Source organism: Desulfomicrobium norvegicum (genome assembly GCF_900114595.1).
GTDB lineage: Bacteria > Desulfobacterota > Desulfovibrionia > Desulfovibrionales > Desulfomicrobiaceae > Desulfomicrobium > Desulfomicrobium macestii.
In genome coordinates this window covers 35,512-56,099 of record NZ_FOTO01000013.1, presented here as the reverse complement: position 1 = coordinate 56,099, position 20,588 = coordinate 35,512, and the positions used below count along the sequence as shown (strand labels likewise).

At 58.7% G+C, this 20,588-nt stretch carries 21 protein-coding genes and 1 tRNA gene; 17 read left to right on the top strand and 5 right to left on the bottom strand.

The features are described from left to right. Positions 1-7: 7 nt before the first annotated feature. The 8 genes from BMZ24_RS15965 to cydB all read left to right on the top strand — a co-directional run bounded on the left by BMZ24_RS15965 (position 8) and on the right by cydB (position 6,564). Positions 8-1,015 carry a glycosyltransferase family 9 protein gene (locus tag BMZ24_RS15965; protein WP_092193753.1) on the top strand — a complete coding sequence of 336 codons (1,008 nt, stop codon included), beginning with the start codon at positions 8-10 and terminating at the stop codon, positions 1,013-1,015. A gap of 77 nt (positions 1,016-1,092) precedes the next feature. Further along, positions 1,093-1,506, top strand: a complete 414-nt coding sequence (locus tag BMZ24_RS15960) for a Fur family transcriptional regulator (protein ID WP_092193752.1) — start codon at positions 1,093-1,095, stop codon at positions 1,504-1,506. 103 nt (positions 1,507-1,609) lie between these two features. Next, a complete protein-coding gene (locus BMZ24_RS15955) occupies positions 1,610-1,990 on the top strand; it encodes a desulfoferrodoxin (RefSeq protein WP_092193751.1) in 381 nt (126 codons plus the stop codon). A gap of 15 nt (positions 1,991-2,005) precedes the next feature. Continuing rightward, positions 2,006-2,167, top strand: a complete 162-nt coding sequence (gene rd, locus BMZ24_RS15950; RefSeq protein WP_092193750.1) for a rubredoxin — start codon at positions 2,006-2,008, stop codon at positions 2,165-2,167. A 98-nt stretch (positions 2,168-2,265) separates the two neighbouring features. Beyond that, positions 2,266-3,474, top strand: coding sequence for an FprA family A-type flavoprotein (locus BMZ24_RS15945; protein WP_092193749.1), 1,209 nt, complete (start codon positions 2,266-2,268; stop codon positions 3,472-3,474). Between the two features lie 10 nt (positions 3,475-3,484). After that, positions 3,485-4,192, top strand: coding sequence for a DVU0298 family protein (locus tag BMZ24_RS15940; protein WP_092193748.1), 708 nt, complete (start codon positions 3,485-3,487; stop codon positions 4,190-4,192). Between the two features lie 12 nt (positions 4,193-4,204). Beyond that, complete coding sequence (locus BMZ24_RS15935; protein WP_092193747.1) at positions 4,205-5,509, top strand: cytochrome ubiquinol oxidase subunit I; 1,305 nt, start codon at positions 4,205-4,207, stop codon at positions 5,507-5,509. A 29-nt stretch (positions 5,510-5,538) separates the two neighbouring features. Continuing rightward, positions 5,539-6,564, top strand: a complete 1,026-nt coding sequence (gene cydB, locus BMZ24_RS15930; RefSeq protein ID WP_092193746.1) for a cytochrome d ubiquinol oxidase subunit II — start codon at positions 5,539-5,541, stop codon at positions 6,562-6,564. A 247-nt stretch (positions 6,565-6,811) separates the two neighbouring features. Here the strand turns inward: cydB and BMZ24_RS15925 are convergent, their stop codons facing one another. After that, the gene (locus tag BMZ24_RS15925) at positions 6,812-7,984 is read right to left on the bottom strand and encodes a TraB/GumN family protein (protein WP_092193745.1); all 1,173 of its coding nucleotides are present in this window, start codon (positions 7,982-7,984) and stop codon (positions 6,812-6,814) included. 169 nt (positions 7,985-8,153) lie between these two features. Between BMZ24_RS15925 and BMZ24_RS15920 the strand changes: the two genes are divergently transcribed. The 5 genes from BMZ24_RS15920 (at position 8,154) to BMZ24_RS15900 (ending at position 11,091) form a co-directional block, all read left to right on the top strand. Next, positions 8,154-9,539, top strand: a complete 1,386-nt coding sequence (locus BMZ24_RS15920; protein ID WP_092193744.1) for an MATE family efflux transporter — start codon at positions 8,154-8,156, stop codon at positions 9,537-9,539. Continuing rightward, positions 9,536-9,832 carry a hypothetical protein gene (locus BMZ24_RS15915; RefSeq protein WP_092193743.1) on the top strand — a complete coding sequence of 99 codons (297 nt, stop codon included), beginning with the start codon at positions 9,536-9,538 and terminating at the stop codon, positions 9,830-9,832. Before BMZ24_RS15920 ends, BMZ24_RS15915 begins: the two co-directional genes overlap by 4 nt. 264 nt (positions 9,833-10,096) lie before the next feature. After that, positions 10,097-10,183 (top strand) — tRNA-Leu (locus BMZ24_RS15910). A gap of 111 nt (positions 10,184-10,294) precedes the next feature. After that, positions 10,295-10,774 (top strand): hypothetical protein, encoded by a 480-nt coding sequence (locus tag BMZ24_RS15905; protein ID WP_092193742.1) that lies wholly within the window; start codon positions 10,295-10,297, stop codon positions 10,772-10,774. Next, positions 10,771-11,091, top strand: a complete 321-nt coding sequence (locus BMZ24_RS15900; protein ID WP_092193741.1) for a type II toxin-antitoxin system PemK/MazF family toxin — start codon at positions 10,771-10,773, stop codon at positions 11,089-11,091. Before BMZ24_RS15905 ends, BMZ24_RS15900 begins: the two co-directional genes overlap by 4 nt. A gap of 127 nt (positions 11,092-11,218) precedes the next feature. On the opposite strand, the gene mepK is transcribed toward BMZ24_RS15900, so the two are convergent. The 3 genes from mepK to pal form a co-directional block, all read right to left on the bottom strand. Continuing rightward, positions 11,219-11,764: a peptidoglycan L,D-endopeptidase MepK gene (mepK, locus tag BMZ24_RS15895; protein WP_092193740.1), complete on the bottom strand. Its 546-nt coding sequence runs from the start codon at positions 11,762-11,764 to the stop codon at positions 11,219-11,221. Between the two features lie 10 nt (positions 11,765-11,774). Beyond that, the gene (locus tag BMZ24_RS15890) at positions 11,775-13,388 is read right to left on the bottom strand and encodes a L,D-transpeptidase family protein (protein WP_244150392.1); all 1,614 of its coding nucleotides are present in this window, start codon (positions 13,386-13,388) and stop codon (positions 11,775-11,777) included. A 286-nt stretch (positions 13,389-13,674) separates the two neighbouring features. After that, positions 13,675-14,205 carry a peptidoglycan-associated lipoprotein Pal gene (gene pal / locus BMZ24_RS15885; RefSeq protein WP_092193739.1) on the bottom strand — a complete coding sequence of 177 codons (531 nt, stop codon included), beginning with the start codon at positions 14,203-14,205 and terminating at the stop codon, positions 13,675-13,677. Positions 14,206-14,637: 432 nt separating this feature from the next. Here pal and BMZ24_RS15880 point away from each other — a divergent pair, with 432 nt between their 5' ends. The 4 genes from BMZ24_RS15880 to BMZ24_RS15865 are packed head-to-tail and all read left to right on the top strand — an operon-like array spanning position 14,638 to position 17,648. Then, entirely contained in the window at positions 14,638-15,078 is a 441-nt protein-coding gene (locus tag BMZ24_RS15880; RefSeq protein ID WP_092193738.1) for a universal stress protein, read from the top strand. Between the two features lie 40 nt (positions 15,079-15,118). Further along, the gene (locus tag BMZ24_RS15875) at positions 15,119-15,934 is read left to right on the top strand and encodes an amino acid ABC transporter permease (RefSeq protein WP_092193737.1); all 816 of its coding nucleotides are present in this window, start codon (positions 15,119-15,121) and stop codon (positions 15,932-15,934) included. Then, positions 15,922-16,734 (top strand): transporter substrate-binding domain-containing protein, encoded by an 813-nt coding sequence (locus BMZ24_RS15870; protein WP_092193736.1) that lies wholly within the window; start codon positions 15,922-15,924, stop codon positions 16,732-16,734. The genes BMZ24_RS15875 and BMZ24_RS15870 overlap by 13 nt, the downstream gene beginning before the upstream one ends. Continuing rightward, positions 16,731-17,648, top strand: coding sequence for an amino acid ABC transporter permease (locus BMZ24_RS15865; protein ID WP_244150391.1), 918 nt, complete (start codon positions 16,731-16,733; stop codon positions 17,646-17,648). Before BMZ24_RS15870 ends, BMZ24_RS15865 begins: the two co-directional genes overlap by 4 nt. A 391-nt stretch (positions 17,649-18,039) precedes the next feature. On the opposite strand, the gene BMZ24_RS15860 is transcribed toward BMZ24_RS15865, so the two are convergent. Continuing rightward, a complete protein-coding gene (locus tag BMZ24_RS15860; RefSeq protein ID WP_143077936.1) occupies positions 18,040-20,559 on the bottom strand; it encodes a TonB-dependent receptor in 2,520 nt (839 codons plus the stop codon). Positions 20,560-20,588 lie beyond the last annotated feature (29 nt).

The following is a 20,588-nucleotide window of genomic DNA, read 5'->3' as shown; positions in this document are numbered from 1 at the left end:
CTCCCCCATGTCCCTGCCCTTCAGCAACCAGGAATGCCTGACCGTACGCCTGAGCGCCCTTGGCGACGCCATTCTGACCACGGGAGTGCTCGCATACTGGCATGATCAGGCCGGGTTGACCTTTCGGGTGCTGACCAAACCGGCCCTGACTCCCGTCTTCGACAACCACCCGGCCGTGACCGGAATCATCGGCGTCCGCGAAGAAGACCTGCACGGCGCAAGCTGGATCAGGTTCTGCCGTGAGCTGGCCAGGGAATTTGGCCGGTTGCCGCTCATCGACCTGCACGTCAACCTGCGCACCCTGCTACTGCGCTCGCTCTGGCCCGGACCCACGCGCTCCTACCGCAAATTTTCACTGACCAGACGATTGTTTCTGGCCACTCGGCACCCCATGTTCGCCGCCAGACTCCGCCGCCTCAATGTCCCCCAGCGCTACTGCATGGCTCTGGATCCACAGGTCGTGGATGCGAACGCGCTGAAACCCCGCATCTTTCTTGCCGGGAACGAGAAGGCTGCGGCCCGTGAAACGCTTTCACGCCTGGGACTGACCCGCCCCGTCGCCATCCATCCCTACGCCACCCACCCGGCCAAGACCCCGAGCCCCGAAGTCTGGCGAAACCTGAGCAGAAGCCTGGAAGCCCAGGGAGAGCAGGTGCTCATCCTCGGTCGCCATGACCAGCCGCTCCTTGCGCAGGCGCCTCATGATCTGACCAACACCACGGATCTGCGCGCCACCTCGGCCCTGCTGTCCCTGTGCCGGGTTCTGATCACCGGAGACTCCGGCCCCATGCACCTGGCCACGGCCGTGGATACGCCGGTCATCGCCCTGTTCGGACCGACCACAAAGGAATGGGGGTTCTACCCTTCAGGCCCGCATGACGTTGTCCATCAAAGCCCCTGCCCCAAGGCCCCCTGCTCCCTGCACGGCCAGGATGCATGTGCGCTCGGCAACGCCTGCATGAAAGACGTCTCGGAGAAACTGATCCTGGATCTGCTTTCTACCATCCCGGCCTGATCCAACCCCGCCTTTTTGTTGACGCCGGTCCTTATTTTTAATAGGAACAATTATCAAAGTTTGACAGAGGTACCGTCATGAAAGAACTATTGGGCAAAGACATGCGCCTGACCAATCAACGCAGGATCATCCTGGAAGAGCTCAAATCAGTGACCACCCACCCCACTGCCGACGAGATCTACGGCATGGTGCGCCAGAAGATGCCTCGCATCAGCCTGGGCACCGTGTACCGCAATCTCGAAGTGCTCAGTTCGCTCGGCCTGGTGCGTAAGCTGGAAAACGCGGCCGGACAGAAGCGCTTTGACGGCGACGTCTCCCCCCACCACCATATCCGCTGCGAAGTATGCGGAAAGGTGGGGGACATCTTCGACGCTCCGGACATCACGGGAATTGAGCAGGGACTTGGCACGGACTTCCAGATCACCGGCGTAAGCCTGGAATTTTCGGGGATCTGCCCCCAGTGCCAGGCTGGAAAAAAGCTGGCGCAATAGTCCATTAGCGGCGAACATGTCCCAATTATCAAAATCACTGGAACACTCAGCCGTTCCATGGTATGTGTTCGGGTAAATTCACACCACGAACACGGAGGAAGAAATGGCGCAAAGACTCGAAGTTTACAAATGTGACCTGTGCGGCAATATCGTTGAAGTGATGCATGGCGGCGAAGGAGCCCTGGTCTGCTGCGGCGAGGACATGAAGCTTCAGGTAGAAGGAACAGTGGACGCGGCCCGGGAAAAACATGTTCCCGTGATCCACAAAACCGCCACCGGCTACAAGGTCGTGGTCGGCGAAGTCGCCCACCCCATGATCGACGCTCATTATATTGAATGGATCGAGCTTGTCGCCGACGGCAAGGTCTACCGCCAGTACCTGAGCCCCGGCCAGGCCCCTGAAGCCGAGTTCTGCATCGAGGCGGAAAAGGTCACGGCCCGCGAATATTGCAACCTGCACGGACACTGGAAAATCGAAAACTAAAAGGAGATACCCAGCATGGATAAATACGTTTGCACGCTCTGCGGTTATGTTTACGACCCGGCCACCGGCGACCCGGACAACGGAGTCGCCCCCGGAACCAAGTTTGAAGACGTTCCGGAAGATTGGACCTGTCCTGTCTGCGGAGCCGGCAAGGAAGATTTCGCCAAGGAAGATTGATTTACCAGGCCAGCCCGCACGATCCGGGCTGGCCTGGTTTTTTCTAAGCTCAACTCCCCGCCCCGGGCGGGGTCATCACGTTGTAAGGACAATTCCCAATGCCTGTTACCGAAATCAAGAAAGACATCTACTGGGTCGGAGTCGTGGACTGGAACATCCATGATTTCCACGGATACTCCAAAGCTCCCCAGGGAACGACATATAACGCGTATCTGGTCATCGACGACAAGATCACCCTTTTCGACTCCGTTCCGGCCAAATTTCAGATGGACCTTTATCACCAGATCCGGTCCATCATCCCGCTGGAAAAGATCGACTACATCGTCTGCAACCACATCGAGCCCGACCACTCCGGAGCCATGCCCTTCCTGATGGAGAAGATCCAGCCCGAGAAAGTCTTCTGCTCCAAGATGGGACATCGCATGCTCCTCGACCATTTCCACCAGCCAGACTGGCCCTACCATCCGGTCCAGACCGGCGACTCCATCAGCCTCGGCAAGCGCACGGTGCAGTTCATGGAGACACGCATGCTGCACTGGCCGGACTCCATGTTCTCCTACATCCCCGAAGAGAAGCTGCTCATCTCCAACGACGCTTTCGGGCAGAACATCGCCTCCAGCGAACGCTTCGACGACGAAATCGATCTGGCCATGCTCATGGCGGAGGCTTCCCACTACTACTTCAACATCGTCCTGCCCTTTTCGCCCCGGGTCATCGCGGTGCTCGACGAGGTGGCCAAGCTGGGTCTTGAGATCGACATGATCGCACCGGACCACGGCATCATCTGGCGCTCCAACGTGCCGCTGATCCTCCAGGCCTACCGCGACTACGCCGAGCAGAAGCCGAACAAGAAGGCCGTCATCGTCTTTGACACCATGTGGCACTCCACGGAGAAGATGGCCAAGGCCATCGCCGAGGGACTCATGGAAGAAGGGGTCGCGGTCAGGATCATGCATCTCAAACAGTACCACCACTCCGACGTCATGGGCGCCCTGGCCGATGCCACCGGCATCATCTGCGGCTCCCCGACCCACAACAACGGCATCATGCCGCTGATGGCGGACTTTCTGACCTACATGAAAGGCCTGAAGCCCCTGGGACGCGTCGGCGCGGCCTTCGCATCCTTCGGCTGGAGCGGCGAATCCCTGAACATCCTGACCGAGTGGCTCAAATCGGCCAAGATAGAGGTCGTCGAGCCCGGCGTGAAATGCAAGAACGTGCCGGATCACGCCAAGCTGGCCGAGTGCAAGGAACTGGGACGCCAGGTGGGCAAGGCCATCGTCGCAAAAGTGGAAGCCGAGGCTTAAGATACGCACCATGGCGCGCAGCAGAGAAATAAAACGCCAAGTCCTGGACCTCCTGGCCACCGATGGCTGGGAGGCGGGCCTTGGCGGCCTCGCGGATCTCGGACAGCAGGCCGTGGCGCCGCTTTTTTCGGCGCTATGCAACCCTGCGCCGCTGGTCCGCTGGCGCGCGGTCACGGGGTTTGGGATCGTCATCGCGGCCCTGGCCGAAAAGTCTCCGGAAAAGGCGCGCGTGGTCATGCGCCGCTTCATCTGGAGCCTCAACGACGAATCCGGGGGCATCGGCTGGGGCGCACCGGAGGCCATGGCCGAAATCATGACCGCAAGCCCCCTGATCGCTTCCGAATACCACAACCACCTCCTGGCCTATATCCATGAGGACCACTGCCGGCCTGACTGCTACTTGGAACACGCCCCCCTGCGCCGTGGGGCCGTCTGGGGCGTGGGGCGGCTGGCTCAGGTTCGGCCGGACCTCGCGGCGAAGGCGGAGCCCGATCTGCTCTGCGCCCTGGAAGACTGCGACACGGTCATCCGGGGCCTTGCGGCCTGGGCCTGCGGTCTGCTGGGTCTGACTGCGGCGCTGCCGAAACTTGGAGCCATCAGCCAGGACCAATCGGTCCTTGAATTGTACCGCGACCGCGAACTTCAGGAAGTGACCCTGGCCATCCTGGCCGCGGAGGCCGTCTGCCGGATCACGGGCCACGCACCCGCTCAAAACTAAAGGAGACTCACTATGGATGTGCTCATGTTATCCAGGCTTCAATTCGCCATGGCTACCATGTTTCATTTCATCTTCGTCCCGCTGACCCTGGGCCTGTCCATTCTGGTAGCCATCATGGAAACCAAATACGTACGGACCGGCGACGAGACGTACAAACGGATGACCAAATTCTGGGGCAAGCTCTTTGTCATCAATTTCGTGCTCGGCGTGGTCACGGGAATCACGCTTGAATTTCAGTTCGGCACCAACTGGTCCCGCTATTCCGAATACGTCGGAGACATTTTCGGTTCCCTTCTGGCCATCGAGGCCACCACATCCTTTTTTCTTGAATCGACCTTTCTCGGCGCCTGGATCTTCGGCTGGAACATCCTGTCCCCCAAGATGCACGCGGCCTGTATCTGGCTGGTGGCCATCGCCTCCAACCTCTCGGCGGCCTGGATTCTCCTGGCCAACGCCTTCATGCAGAACCCCGTGGGCTATGTGCTCAGAAACGGACGGGCCGAACTGGACAATTTCTTTCACGTGCTCCTGAATCCCTTTGGCTGGCAGCAGTACGTCCACACGCTGAGCGGCGCCTTCACCCTGGCCGGATTTTTCGTCATGGGTGTCTCCGCCTACCATCTGCTCAAAAAACAGAACATCGACTTCTTCACCCGCTCCTTCAAGATGGGCCTGGTCTTCGCCCTTGTCTTCTCGGTACTGGTCGCGGTCCAGGGCCATCATCACGCCCAGGAAGTCGGCAAGATCCAGCCCGCCAAGCTCGCGGCCATGGAATCCCTGTGGGAAACCCATGAAAACGCGCCCATGTATCTTTTGGTCGTTCCGGACGAAAAAAACGAAAAGAACGCCATCGAACTCTTCGGCATCCCCGGCGCCCTGTCCTTTCTTGCCCACGGCTCGTTCAACACTCCCGTACAGGGCCTGAAGGACTGGCCCGCGGACGAGCGCCCGCCCGTCATGCTGACCTTCCTCTCCTTCAGGGCCATGGTCGGCCTCGGCACGCTCCTGCCCATCCTCTGCATCTGGGCCTTCCTGCGCCGCAACAAGCTGACCGAGACGCCGCGCCTGCTGAAGGCCATGCTCTTCGCCATCCCGCTCCCCTATCTCGCCATCGAGGCGGGCTGGGTCGTGGCCGAGGTGGGACGTCAACCCTGGATCGTCTACGGGCTCATGAAAACCGCCGACGCGGTCTCGCCCATCGTGACGTCCCAGGTGGCCTTCTCCCTGGTGGCGCTGACCCTGCTCTACGCGCTGCTGGGCGCAGTGGACATCTACCTGCTCTTCAAGTTCGCCAAGAAAGGCCCGGCCGAGGCATAAACCGTTCGGATCACAAGGAGGATTGATACATGCTTGAAACCATATGGTTCCTACTCTGGGGTGTGCTCTGGGCTGTTTATTTCGTGCTGGACGGATACGATCTGGGCATCGGAACCCTCATTCCGTTTCTGGGCAAGTCCGACACGGACCGCAGGGTCATGCTCAACGCCATGGGCCCCTTCTGGGACGGCAACGAAGTCTGGCTGATCACCGCTGGCGGCGTGACTTTCGCCGCGTTTCCCAAGGCCTACGCGGTCATGTTCAGCGGCCTTTATACGCCGCTCATGCTGCTGCTTTTCGCCCTCATCGTCCGCGGCGTCTCCCTGGAGTTCCGGCACCAGGTCGACAGCCCGGCCTGGCGCAAGGTCTGGGACTGGGGCGCCACCATCGGCAGCTTCGTGCCCGCGCTGCTTCTGGGCGTGGCCTTCGCCAACATCTTCATGGGCCTGCCCCTGGATGAAAACGGTGTCTTCCAGGGCAACCTGCTGACCCTTCTGAATCCCTACGGCCTGGCCGGAGGAGTGCTCTTCGTGCTGCTCTTCGTCATGCATGGCGCCCTGTGGCTGACGGTCAAAAGCGAAGGCGATCTGCAGCAGCGCGCCGCCAAACTGACCCGCAAGCTCTGGCCGGTGCTGGTTGCGCTCATCGGCGCCTTCGTGGTCTTGACCGCCATCTACACCAACCTGCTGGCCAACTACCTGGTCAACCCGCTGATGCTCGTCCTGCTGGTGATTCCTGTCCTGGCGCTCGTTCTGCTGCGCCAGCAGATCGGCAAGGAGCAGTGGTGGTCCGCCTGGGGCCTGTCCGCCGCCATGATCGCCGGCCTGACGCTCTTCGGCGTGGTCGGACTGTACCCGGCGCTGCTGCCTTCGAGCATCTCCCCGGACTATTCCATCACCATCACCAACGCAGCCTCCAGCACCCTGACCCTGTCCATCATGCTGGGCGTGACGCTGGTCTTCATCCCCATCGTGGCGGCCTACCAGTTCTGGCTCTACCGGACCTTCGCCCACAAGGTCACGGAAAAGGAACTGGCCCAGGACGGTGCCTACTAGCGCCGGATTCTGTTCGCATCGACAACAAAAAAGGGTGGCCGAAATGGTCACCCTTTTTTGTTGAGTCAAAACAAGTTGTTTCGATATGAAATCATGCCGGATGGATTCCCGCCTTCGCGGGAATGACAGTGTATCTTGCGCAGCCCTGCCTCAAGCCGTCTTGCAGCGATCTTCGGGTATGGATGGCATATATCGCCACCTCTCACGGTCACCTCACCGACGCGGACCCCGTCAAAAATCGACCGTTCTAGAAGACCATGCTCGCGATCCAGCTTCCGGAGACAAAGACGCCTATGGTCGCGCCCAGATTGGCAAAGATAACCACGAGCAAAATGCGGCTGACCGGATTGATCCAGAATCCCTTCACGGTCATGACGCTCATGGGCAGTTCTTCAAGATCCGAAACCGTGGGCTTCTTGACCCAGGCCTGGACAAGTCCGGCCACCCAGCCCGCGGCAATGAGCGGATGCAGCGTGGTGATGGGCGCGGCCAGAAAGCTCGAAAGCACGGTCAGCGGATGCCCGAAGGCGGCAAGGGAACCAAGGGCCGCGCCGATGCCGGTCACCAGCACCCAAACGGAAATTGCGTCCATGGAGGCATCAGCGCCGCCACGGAAAAATCCGATGACCAGCAATGCGACGAAAAAACCGGGTAATCCCCACTTCCAGAACGCGCCCCATCTGGAGGGTGGAGGAAGCTCTTCCAGCGGAGCCAGGTCGATCTCCTGGCCAAAATATTTCTGCATGCCCGGCACGTGACCGGCTCCGACCACGGCCACGATGTTCGTGCCCGGAGCCTTGCGGATTTTCTGCGCCAGATAGATGTCGCGCTCGTCGATGAGGCGTTCCTTGATCTGGGGGAAATTTTCCGCAAAAGAGCCCATGATCGCGGCCAGCTGATCCTTCTTCTTCAGATCCTCGATAAGCTCCTTGTCCACGTCGTCGTCGACGAAGATGCTGGCCAGAAGCTGGCTCAGAAGCTGGAATTTCTTCCAGAAGCCAAGAAAACCCCAGACGCGCTTCAAGGTGACCTGCACATCGCGGTCGGCCAGGACCAGGATGGCTCCGGTCTCGCCGGCCAGACGCACTCCTTCCATCATCTCCGCGCCGGGCTGCACGCCCAGCTTGTCGCCGATCTTGCGGTAGAAAGCCTGCAACACGAGTTGCACCATGAGGAAGACAGCCTTGCCTTCCTTGATGACCTTGTAGATATCCATCCGCTTCCAGTCGTCGCGGCGGGTCATGGCCTGATGACGCGCCGGGCAAAGCTCGACGCAGATGGAATCAGGACGCACTATCTCCACGGTCCGGCGCACATCCTCGACACTTTCCAGGGAAACGTGGGCGGTTCCGACGAGAAAAAACCTTTTCTCGCCCTCTTCGACCACGGTCACGCTCTCGGGCAAATTTTCAAAATCCACGCTATACCTCACGGGCACAAGCCCTGTTTATTGTCAAGATCCGTTCCGTTATCCGCAGCCACCCGGGAAAGCAAGCCCAGGCGGTCCCTGACATCCGGCGGGCACATTTTCGCTTGTCAAATCAAAGTCCCTGAAGCATTCCGACCCAGACAACTCATCCGGAGCAGACATGTCTAAAAGCGATTTCGACCAGAACTTGCAACGCGCACCTTACGCTACCATCTGGAACCTGGCCTGGCCCCAGGTGGTCATGATGTTCTTCCATTTCCTGATCGGCTTTGTCGACGTGTGGGTGGCCGGACGGATCGGTCGCGAGACTCAAGCCTGCGTGGGCGTCATGAGCCAAGCCATGTTTTTTTTCATGGTCGTGGCCATTGCGCTGGCCAACGGCGGTGTGGCGGCCATAAGCCAGAGCTCCGGAGCGGGGCTGCCACGCCGCGTCAAACGTTTTGTGGGGCTTGGAGTGGGACTCGGATTTGTCACGGGACTGATCATTCTGGCCTTCGGGCTCTGGTTCGACGAACGCTTCCTGCTCCTGCTGCAGATACCGGCCGAGGTCATGCCCATCGCCGAATATCTGCTGCAAGTCAGTCTCTACATTCTGCCGGCCTACTACCTGTTCACCATCAGCAACGCCTTTTTCCGGGCCCAGAAAATAGTGACCCTGCCCCTTTATTCCATGATTCTGGTCACGGGAGTAAACACACTGCTCGACCTGGGCCTTGGACTCGGCATGTGGGGGCTACCCAATCTCGGGTACAAGGGCATCGCCTGGGCGACATTCGCCTCCATCCTTTGCGGCACCGTCTATAATTTTGCCATGATGTTCCGCTGCGGGCTGCTCTCCCGGCAAAGCCTGGCCCCATGGCGCTGGGTCCGGCTGGCCCTGCCCTATCTGGTCAAGGTAGCCTGGCCGGCCGGGCTCATGCAGCTGGTCTGGCACTCGGCCTACATGGTGCTCTATGCCATCACGGCCAGTCTTCCCTTTGACAACGTCGTCGCCATGGCGGGCATGAGCGCGGGCATCCGCATCGAAGCGCTGCTCTTTCTTCCCGGCATCGCCTTCAATTTCACCGCCTCAATTCTGGTGGGCCACTATCTCGGCCAGGGGCGAAAGGAGGAGGCCAAGCGCATCGGCTACAAGATCATGGTCGTGGGCGTGATCGCCATGAGCATCATCACCGGCCTTTTGTGGCTGGTCATTGAGCCGGTCATCGCCTTTGTCGCGCCGGACCTGCAGGTACAGGACGAAGCCATTCGCTATCTGGCCTGGAACATGGCCGCCACGCCGCCGCTGCTGGCCGCCATGATCCTTGGCGGCGCCTTCACCGGAGCGGGCGCGACCATCTACCAGGCCGTCATATTCGGCACGGCAGCGTGGCTGGTGCGCCTGCCGCTGGCGTACCTGCTGGGGCATGTGGTATTCCAGACCGCCAACGGCGTATGGATGGCCATGTTCGCGTCCGTCCTGGTCCAGTGCGCCACCGCCCTTTATTTCTATCAGTACAAGGATTGGTACAAATTCACTCTGCGCAAAGACAGGAGAACCGCTTGAAATCCCTGCCCGGCCACTATCTCGGGTCCGTTGCCAACTACGCGGCGGACACGCCCTGGGACCTGGAGTACTCCCTGGTACTGGACGCCCTGGGGCACTACCAATTCTTTTCACGCGACGGTGAAGGACTGATCCGCCAGCGCAACGCCGGCACCTCCGGCCGGGCATTCGCCCAGTTCGCGGTGCAAAACGGCTTTGACGTGGAAGAATTGTTGCGCGACCTGAGCTACATCGACAGCGGATTTGCCGCCGACTTCAAGAACTTCATCGCAAGCCGCAACGCAACAGACTGAAACCATCAAGAAAAACATGGCAGCACTTCGGCCGGCAAAAACCAAAACCAGTCAAAATAAAAAAATCCCCGTCCACCAAACGACGTCCTATCGCATCGTAGGGGCGAAAAATTTTTCGCCCCTCCCCCGCGCCGCGTCACCCGATCGACCACACCACCCCATACCCGGACCCGCCACCGCTTAACCGTCCAAGAGTCCAAGAGTCCAAGAGTCCAAGAAAGAATTGACGGTCATCACCGCCCTGTATATTTGAAAAACCTCCCTGCCCGGGTGGTGGAAGTGGTAGACGCCAGGGATTTAAAATCCCTTGATCTTCGGATCGTGCCGGTTCAAGTCCGGCCCTGGGCACCAATGAATTTAAAGGACTTGTAGCTATATGCGACAAGTCCTTTTCTACGACATAGCTCCTGAGATATTCCGCCGTTCGTTGACTCTGGCCATATCGTGTTATAGCCGTAGGACATGGCAAAGCACGTCGCGCACGAAGAATCCGAGGCCGCCAAGGTACTTGGTGAGCTTGCAACCAGAGTCGAAAGCGACAAGGTTGACGAATTCACTTTGTCACGCCTTGAAAAGCTGGCAGCTTCGTCGAAAGATAGTGACTGGATCAACTACATCTATGTTATGGGTGCGATCAGTGCGATTCGAGACGACGTGGACGCCGTGAGAAAATATTACACCCAGGCACTCGACGTCGAAGGAAACACCTTTAAGACACGATTCAACTTTGCCCAATCCCTTGCGATGGTTGGGAAGTTCGCAGAATCCTACGTACAAGCCAAAGCCGCGGAAACGATCTCACCGACATCAGAGCACATCACCGGACTCATGGAAAACATCTCATCCAAAATGCTCGACGAGATGTGGGAAGACATGAAGGAAGATACCGAGGAAGATCTGACGCGAATGTGCATGATGAATTTTGCAGCAGGCGAGAAATGATCAAACGGGGAGACATTTTCGTCATGCCGTTTCCCTTCACAGACCTCAAGAATGCAAAGGTTCGTCCAGTTCTGATTCTCAGCTCACTCCCTGGAAATGACTGCATCGTTTGCATGCTCACCACCCAGCCAAGCCGTTCCCAATACGCAGTACCCTTGTCTCCCAACGACACCAAAAACGCTGCTGTCCGCCCAGGATTGATCCGCGTAGACAGGATCGTAACCTGTGAGAATCGTATTTTTCTTAAGAAAATTGATGAGCTGAAGCCTGACAAGTTGCAAGAGACACTAAATGCAACGAAGACTGTTTTTGACTAGCCCCGAAAGGGGCTTTTCTCTTTTGAGGCACTTGGTCAGCGCTCCACGCCTCCATCTTTTTTAAGAGACAGCTAAGTTATTCACTGGCTGCAAAAAATGAGATGCGCGCGAAGCAAAAGCGGCCTTTCTACCAGCTGCGCACCGCGCCGGTATCGACATGCACAAACCCGTCCTTCGGGTAGAAGCCCACTCCTCCCTTGCGGGAAGCCTTGGCGGCATCGCGCAAATCGGCCAGGGAAACGTCCGCCAGGCGCAGGTCGAGGGCCTTGCCTTCCATGTGCAGGCTGCGTTTGGCGACACCGCCGCCCCCTTTCCTGCGCAATTTCGTGTTGGTGGCAGGACATCTGTAGCCGGAGACGATCTCGAAGGGCTCATTGCTGCCCAGGGTCAGCTTGAGCTTGTACAGAAGGTCAAAAAGCTTGGGGTCCATCCGCCCAATCTGTCCGGTGTAGTGGTCGCGCAGGAACCGATTGAGCGTTTTCAGGGCTCCTGGAACATACTGATTTCCGGTGGAGTAGACGATGTGCAGCCTCTCGCCTGTGTGCGTATGCGCAAAGGTCAGGCTGCGAGTCCCGGGCTTGGCCGCAAAGGCCGAAGGGGCGATGGTCAGAGCGACACCGGCTACGGCCAGATTGGCCATGCTGCAGAGAAAGTGGCGACGTGATTGTTTCATGCGGTATTGATCATTGGCTGGCTTGAACAGACCTGCGCAAGGCCTGATCGAGAAGTTTGTCCTGGCCGTATATGTCCTGAAAAAAATGGACGCGACCATCGTTTTTGACCTGCACCGTGTTGTAGGCCAACACGACCTGAGGGGGTTCACGCAAACGAAGCGTGGTGGAAACGCCTGAACTCATCGCTTCGCGAATGCGCTCCTCGCCCCAAACCTGATCGTGTTGCAGGACAAATTTCGCCAGCCCTACCGGGTCTTCCACGCGAATGCAACCGTGGCTCAAATCACGCCGTTGTTTTTCGAAAAGATGCGTGGTCGGCGTATGATGCAAAAAGATGCTGTCTTTGTTGGGAAATATGAATTTTATGTCGCCCAGGGCATTTTTGGGCCCGGGCCGCTGGCGAATCCGCATCTGCCCTCTGCGCACGGCGTCCAAATCATCCAGGGATAACGTCGTGATGATCCGTCCGTCGGCAGCGACAAGTTCAAACCCCTGCCGCGTGAAGTAGCTTGGATCGCGCAAGATCTTGGGCACGACCTCGGACCGGGCGATGGACAGGGGGACATTCCAGTAGGGGCTGAACTCGATGAACCGCATCCGGCCGTCAAAGAGCGGCGTGCGCGTGTCCAGTGCGCTGCCGATGATGACTCGCATTGATGTCTGGACGTCGATCGTGCCGTTCTCCACCTCGTAGGCTTCGAGGATGTGCTCCGGAATATTCACGGCGATCATGCGCGGCGCATGCAGAAGCGGAGTCCAGCGCAGCCTCTCCATGGACAGCTCGATCTGCCGCACACGGTCGGAGGGGGTAACCGCAAGCTGCGCAAGCGTCTTGCGCCCGATGACGCCGTCCGGTTCCAACCCATGGCGGACCTGAAAATCCATGATGCCTTTCACAATATGCCCTTCATAGTGCTCGGTCACGATCGTCTCACGCGGCAGGTCGCCAAGGGCGATGAGGCGCAGTGTGACCAGCGGCATCCCGGCATAGGTCTGCCCGATTTCCAGTTTGCCGTTGGGCAGAGGAGGCAGCGCAGACTGCCACAGTTTGCTGAAAACCGGATCCGCCGCCAGTCCGCGATAGTGCGCCAGGGCTCGACGCAGACGGTCATAAAGCGGCACCTGCGGAGCGGCCTCGGCCACGGCCTCGCGCAAACGCATGGCGTGCACCGCTCGCAACAGGTGGATCTTTGGATCAAACCTGTCGGGAGGATGCGGAGTGAAATTCTCCTGAATATGACGCGGATCGATCTGACCGAAATGCAGGTCCCGGAAATAGCGGAGCATCGCATCCGTCAGATCCTGCTCCAGACGCATGATGACGCCTGGCGGCAACGCCTCGACTCCTTGGGCTGCCGCCAGCGCCTGGGCAAGAGAGTCCGCGCCATACTTTCGCGGCGAGAGCCCCTCCTCGGCGGCATCCGCCAGGATGTCCACGGCCTCCAGCGCCTGGTCCACCGGCCGGCCGTCCTTGAACCAGAGCGGATGGTCCTCGGCAAGGGCCGTTGCTCCGGGGAGACTCGCCAATAAAAACAGGCCCATCAGCAGGATGGACGCGACGCGCCGACTCTTTTTTGCTCCGGCATGAAGACACGCGGTACAAGAACGGTTGCAACAGCTCAAATCGAATCTCTCCATGGACAGTTGTAAAAATTCAATCCCAAATGACAAAAAGCCATCCCGGACCGCGATCAGAAATTCACCGCGGATTTCACGGAAACACGAATCAATCCGGAAAACCGGGACTGAATCCTTGAAAACATCACCGGAGCGCACGGTATTGCCAAAAAAAATATTCCGACCACGAGCTCGCAAACGAAAACGCCGCTCAAGTTCCATTTTGCACAGGAACATGAGCGGCGTTATAGTGTTCTGCGTTCAGTAGTTCAAGATGAAAGAAGCGAAGAGCCTAGTTTACCGAAGCCTTGAATTCGTCGCGCCGGTTCTTGGCCCAGGCCTCTTCGTTGGAACCGGGTACGGCCGGATACTCTTCGCCGTAACTGATGATCGTCAACCGGCCGGACTCGATCCCCATGAGGACCAGATATTCATAGGCAGCCCTGGCCCGGCGTTCGCCAAGAGCCATGTTGTACTCGTTGGTGCCGCGCTCGTCGCAGTGCCCTTCGATAAGCAAGGACAGGGACGGATGGGCCTTCAACAACTCGGCCTTCTCAGCCAAAACCTGACGGGACAGATCCGTCAGCTCGCTTTTGTCGAAGGCGAAATAGATCCGGTCGGCACCGATCTTGTCGATGGCCTGACGTCTGAGCTCGGCCAGGCGCTGCGCTTCGAGCTGCTCGGCGCTCAAACCGCCCGTTTCCGTGCTCGAACCGGCGGCCGAGGTCCCTGCGGGAGTGGAGCTCACTTTCTTGGAACAACCGCCGACCATGACGAGGCTGAAGGCCAGAACGATCAGCACGATCACGCTTGATTTTTTCATGAAATCCCCCTGTGGTGAAGACGTTGAAGAATATTCGCATCCATTTTTTCAAGTTTTGGTAACGCATTTTCAAGACAAAGTGTAGCGCAATTCTTTCAACTGGTTCACTGACTCCAAAAAAACACACAGGACGTACATCAGCGTGAAAAATTCGGCCCGCCAGCGTGCGGGAATGCGAAAATCCATCAATTCGGCGACAACCCGTTGACCTTTGTCTCTCGAAGGTTAAAAAGAATGTCCAAATGTTTCGACATGATCGAGTGATAAAATCCATTTCAGGCATACTTTCAGAACATCTTTGGACGCCTTCGTGAATCATCCGCAATCCGATTATTCACGGCTTCCGGCCTTGCAATGTTTACCAGCTGTGCTAATTTTAAACCATGAAATCGACCTGATAGGCAAGTCAACCATCTGCCAGGAGGTAGAGAAATGAGCATGTTTTCCAAAATCCTCTGTCCCGTGGATTTTTCCGAATCCAGTGCGGCCATCGCCAAGACGGCCCGGGAATTCGCCCTCAAATTCGATGCCGATGTCCTTGTGGTGTATGTCGCGCCGTCGATGATCCAGTATGAAATCTTCGACCTGCCTGCCGCCTCTCTGCCGCAGCTTGTCGGAGACATCGTCACCGGGGCGGAAAAAACCATGACCGAATTCGTGGACAAGCATTTCTCCGATGTCCGTGCAACGGGCAAGGTGGTCAGCGGAGACGCGGCCGAAGCCATCGTCAATCTGGCCCAGGCGGAAAAAGCGGACATCATCATCATGTCCACTCATGGCCGCCAGGGCTTGAATCGCCTTCTTTTCGGCTCCGTAGCCGAAAAAGTCGTCAAGACATCGGCCGTGCCCGTCATGACCATCCGCCCGCAATAAATCATCTTCCCGCGGCCCGAACCGGGCCGCGGGCTCTGCCATGATAGCCAGATTCCATTCCCTGAGGTGTCGATGCGGCACGGCATGTTCCGTCGCAGCCTACGCCCTGACCATGTTTTGCGTAGCGTGGATCGTATTACGCGGTGCGGAGAGCATGGGCTACAATTGGCAGTGGTACAGGGTTCCGCGCTTCATCCTGCTCCCTGACGGCAGCCCCGGCCCCCTGCTGCAGGGCGCAGGCATCACCCTGCTTGTCTCGGGGCTCGGCCTTGTCGGCGCGGCCGTCCTCGCGCTGGGCACCGCCCTGCTCCGGTTGTCGGGCTCCGTGGTCGGCCAGGCCATGGCCCGGGTATATCTGGAACTGATCCGCAACACGCCGCTCTTGGTCCAGATCTTCTTCATCTATTTCGTCCTGGCTCCGGCCGTGGACCTGGGCAGGATGTCCTCGGCGGTGCTCGCTCTGTCCCTGTTCGAGGGCGCTTACGCCTCGGAAATCATCCGGGCAGGCATCCTGGCCATCCCGCGCGGACAATGGGAAGGGGCGCTCAGCCTGGGCATGAAGAAGCCGAGCATCTACATGCAGGTCATCCTGCCCCAGGCCCTGCGCAACGTTCTTCCGCCCCTGACCAGCCAGGGTGTTTCCCTGATCAAGGACTCGGCCCTGGTCTCGACCATCGCCATCTACGACCTGACCATGCACGGCCAGGCCATCATCGCGGAGACATTCCTGAGCTTCGAAATCTGGACCGTGGTGGCGGCCATCTATCTTGTCTTCACGGTCACGCTGTCGTCGCTGGCCAGGCTACTGGAACAACACTCATCATCACCACATTTGGAGGATTCATGCACAAAATAGCCGCGATTTTAATCCTGTGTCTCAGTCTTTGCGCCAGCCTCGTGCCCGTGGAAAGCTCGGCCGCTGAAAAAGGAGTGCTCGATCAGGTCATGGAGAGAGGCGTGCTGCGCGTGGGTTTCGACACGTTCGTGCCCTGGGCCATGAAGGACAAAAACGGTGAATACATCGGCTTCGAGATCGATGTGGCAAGACGCGTGGCCGCGGACATGGGCGTAGAGATCGAGTTTGTGCCCACCAAATGGTCGGGCATCATCCCGGCCCTTTTGACCGGCAAATTCGATGTCATCATCGGCGGCATGGGCATCCAGCCGGCCCGCAATCTCAAGGTCAACTTCAGCAGCCCGTACGAATTCTCCGGCATGTCCCTGGTCGCGAGTATCGAGGCGGCGCCGAACCTGTCCTCCCTGGACGATTTCAACAAGCCCGAGATTATCCTGTCCGCGAAAACCGGCGCCACCTCCGTTGCCGCGGCCAAGAAGCACATGCCGAAGGCCACCGTGCGGATGTTCGACGACGAGGCCCAGGCCCTGCAGGAAGTCCTGAACGGCAGGGCGCACGCCATGGTCGCTTCGGCCCCCTTTCCTGAACAGCAGGCCATTCGCAACAAGGACAAGCTCTATCTGCCGCTGCAGGGTGAAACATTCACCAAGGAGCCCATCGGCTTCGCGATACGCAAGGGTGATCACGACTTCCTGAACTTCCTGAACAACTGGGTGCTGGTGGCCGGAGCCGAGGGCTGGCTGGCCGAGAGATATGCATACTGGTTTAAGACCATGGACTGGGAAGCCCGGATCAAGTGAGCCCCGCAACGCGCCAGACCCCGGGGAACGTACTCCGGGCAGGACGAGGCCCAAGGTCACCCCTGACGAAACTCGACGCCGTCCTGCTCATTTTCCTGGCAGGCTGCGCAGGGTACGTTGTCTGGCGCATCAGCGCCCAGAACGGAAAACCATGGGAGTGGGGAGTGCTCGGCCAATACCTGGTGCGAGCAGACGGGGGCCCGGGCCTGCTGCTGCAGGGCCTCTTCACCACCATCCGCCTGACCTGCTGGTCCGCGCTCATAGCACTGTTTCTGGGCGTTTGGGCCGGGCTGGCGCGCACCAGCCCCAGTCTTTACCTGCGGCTTGTGGGCAGCACCTATGTCGAGCTGTGCCGCAACCTGCCGCCCCTGGTGCTCATTTTTCTGTGTTATTTTTTTCTGGCCGACCAGATCGCCCCGGCCATCGGCCTGCAGGACGCGCTGCGCACGGCCCCGGACGGAGTCAAGGCCGTGGCCGGAGTGTTGATCGGCCGTCTGGACCAGGTTGACGCCTTTGTCACGGCGGCCTTCACCCTTGGACTCTACGAAGGGGCATATGTCGCCGAAATCGTGCGCGGAGGGATTCGGTCGGTGGATGCCGGGCAATGGGAGGCGGGGCGTGCGCAGGGGTTCCCGCGCCTTGGGCTCATGGTCTACATCATCATGCCCCAGGCCGTGCGCAACATGATCCCTCCATTGGCCGGACAGATCATCTCCACGATCAAGGATTCGGCCATCGTCTCGGTCATCTCAATCCAGGAACTGACCTTCCAGGGCATGCAACTCATGGCCACGACCTACCTGACCATGGAAGTCTGGACCTGCGTGGCGCTTCTGTACTTCGCACTGACCTTCTCCTGCTCCATGGGCGCTGCACGCCTGGAACATCTACTGCGCCGCAGGTACAGCGTCTAGGCGGCGTACCAGAACGCGTTCCGGATGTGCATCTCGAAAAAAAAGCCCCTCAGGATAGGGCCATTGATCCAACGATGGTTCAACGCCAGGCGGCCGTTCAGAACGGGTTCTGGCAAGGCGCGAGCCGATTTTGGAAGGCGACGTGTAGCCCACTACATGAGCCTTGCAAAATCGGGGAGCAACGCAGTCCAGAACGCGTTCCGGATGCGCAGCACCCGAACAGAGCCCATCAGACGAATTCCTTGCTCCGCGGACGGTTCAACGCCAGGCGGCCGTTCAGAACGGGTTCTGGCAAGGCGCGAGCCGATTTTGGAAGGCGATGTGTAGCCCACTACATGAGCCTTGCAAAATCGGGGAGCAACGCAGTCCAGAACGCGTTCTGAACGGTCGCCTAGAATTCGCAGCTAATGCCGGCGTAGTAGCCACGCCCGTATTCGCTGCGCGGAAGTTTCGACCCTCCACCAAGTTCGGACACTCCCGTATGTCCATCGGAAGCAAACACGTTGAATATGTCCAGCAGCAGGCTGATCGTGAGCAACTCCTCCTTGACCACATCAAGCTCCAGCGAAACGTCAGTCACCAAGCCTCCGGATATGATCCCCTCCTTGTAGGCATCGTGATACAACCCGTCCTCGCCAAACCACTTGGAGCTTGGAGTCGTGGGCTTGCTTTCCACGGTGCCGAAAGGGGTTTCAGCGTCGGTGCGCTGGTCATTCATGAGGCCGGTGGTTGAATCGCGCCAGCGAGAGACGCAATTGATCTTGAACCTGTCATCGTAAAAACTGCCCAGCCAGGACAGCGTGACAACCGCGGGGGAATTGTAGTCGTTGGCAGGCAGTTGGCTGCGATCAATGAGTTCGCCTTCGAAGTAGACCCTGTCGTAATCGTAGTCGACATCCTTGTACTCGTCGATCTCGCTGTCAAAGGCACCGTTGAAGGTCTTGGACCAGGACTTGGTCACGCCCAGGGAGAGCGCATGGGTTCCGAAGCGGGCGGTCTCGAAGGATCGCATCAAGGACAGGGTAATGCCGTCGTAAGTGCTCTTGCCGTCGTTGGTCAGTTCATAAACGCCCTTTTCCCTGGCCTTGCTGATGATCTGATCCCGGTGATCCCGGTGCACGAACTCCAGGCCATACTCAAATCCCGCCACGTCCCCGAGAATCCCTCCCATGAGCTCGTCGGAATACGGAGTCTCAAGGCCTTTGGCCTGGTAGCTGTTGTCGGGGCCGACCTTGATGGGAGGCAAAATGTCAGGATCTGTATTGTACTTGATCATCCTTGTCAGGGACGGCCGATGCCGATCAAATGCATAGGCGCGCAGCTGCCCCCCGTAATATCTGTTGACCCCGCTCACCAGCCGCAACGCGCCATCCCCCATGGTGTCCAGCTCCATCTTGAGACGTGTGGCGACATCGGTATTGAAGGAGAAATCGTCATGATCGATGCGCAATCCGGGCGTGAGCGTGAATCGCCCCCACTGGACCTCGGCCTGTCCGTACCAACCCAGCGTGTTCAGGGTCCTGGTCTGATCGCTCTCGGGATAGGTCGTGAAGACGCGGTTCCATTTCCCGCTGGAGGGCATCGTCACGAGTTCCAGACGGGCCTCCTCGTTCCATATGTCCGTGGTCACGTTGCTCAGATCCAGGCCCGAGGAAAGCCGCCACACCAGAACGCCGGTCTCGAACTCCGCAAGGTCGAAATCAATAGCTGCGTCGATGCCGCGGTTGGTGACCTCGGCGTCCCCAAGTCCACCCCTGAAATATTTTTCCTCGTCGGGCACCCCGGTCCCGGAATACGTCTCACGCAGATTGTTCTTGGAATCCCTGCTGTACCCGTTTTGCGAATAGGCCGCCTTGGCCGTCAACTCGCCCCATGACCCACCGACAGTCGCCGAGCCGGCCAACCTGTACGCCTTGTTCTGCGTTTTCCAGTCACTTTCGTCGTATACCGCCTTCCATCGTTCCTCAGCATATGGAGCGTATGTCGCGTCCAGGGTCAGCTTCAGATCCGCCCCAGGAATGACCAACAGTTTTGCGAAAAAATTCTCGCTGCTCCGCTTTTGATCATCATCATACGTGGAGTCGTCGGGCTTATCCCGCTTTAAGGGAATGACCGAGCGCCTTTGCGACGCCGCGACCAAAAGAGCGGTATTTCCCGAAAGAGGACCGTCCGCGCTGGCGCTCAAGGCGTAGGATCGAAAACGGGGCTGATTGGCGGACGACGTCGACTCTTCGTCCACTCCTCTCAGATCAAACCACTCACTGCGGGTATGGCCGCCCGAAAAGACCGCGTGCCAACGATCCAGACGCGGATCAACCAATTTGGCATCCACGACGCCACCCACGAAGCGCCCGTACTTGGCTGGCACGTTGTTGGAGTAAACAGTTACCGTGTCCACGAGGCTGCTGTCATAGAAAATTGTCTGGTCCGCACCGTTGACGTCCAGATCATTGGGGGCAATGGAGTCCCCATCCGCATCCAGTCCGTTGGGATTGAGCGTGTTGCTGACGCTCATGCCGTCGATGAGAAAATTGTTTTCGTAGGGTTTGGCTCCTGCGATGGAGATGCGAGGCGGACGTATTTCCCCGCCCGTGAGGCTTGAGGTCTCTTCGTTGGAAAACTGAACGTTGGAGAAGCCCTTGATGGCCTCGGTGATGGAGCCCGTGCGGGAAGGAAGGGATTGCAATTCGTCTCCACCGATCGTCGCCTTGCCGGACAGATGCCTCTCTCCCAGAACTTTCACCGGATCAAATTGATAAATCAGATCGTCCTGATCGTTCAGAAGATCTTGCCACTGGCCGGCCGAGCCGTTGAAAATATCCGTCGTGGCATTGTCCGGCCCGGTTCCATTGTCTCCGGGACTTGAATTGTCCTGCCCTTCGTCCGGCATGGAGCCTTGGGGCACCGGCAAAAAAGCTCCGTCCGTGAAGTTTTCCGCCC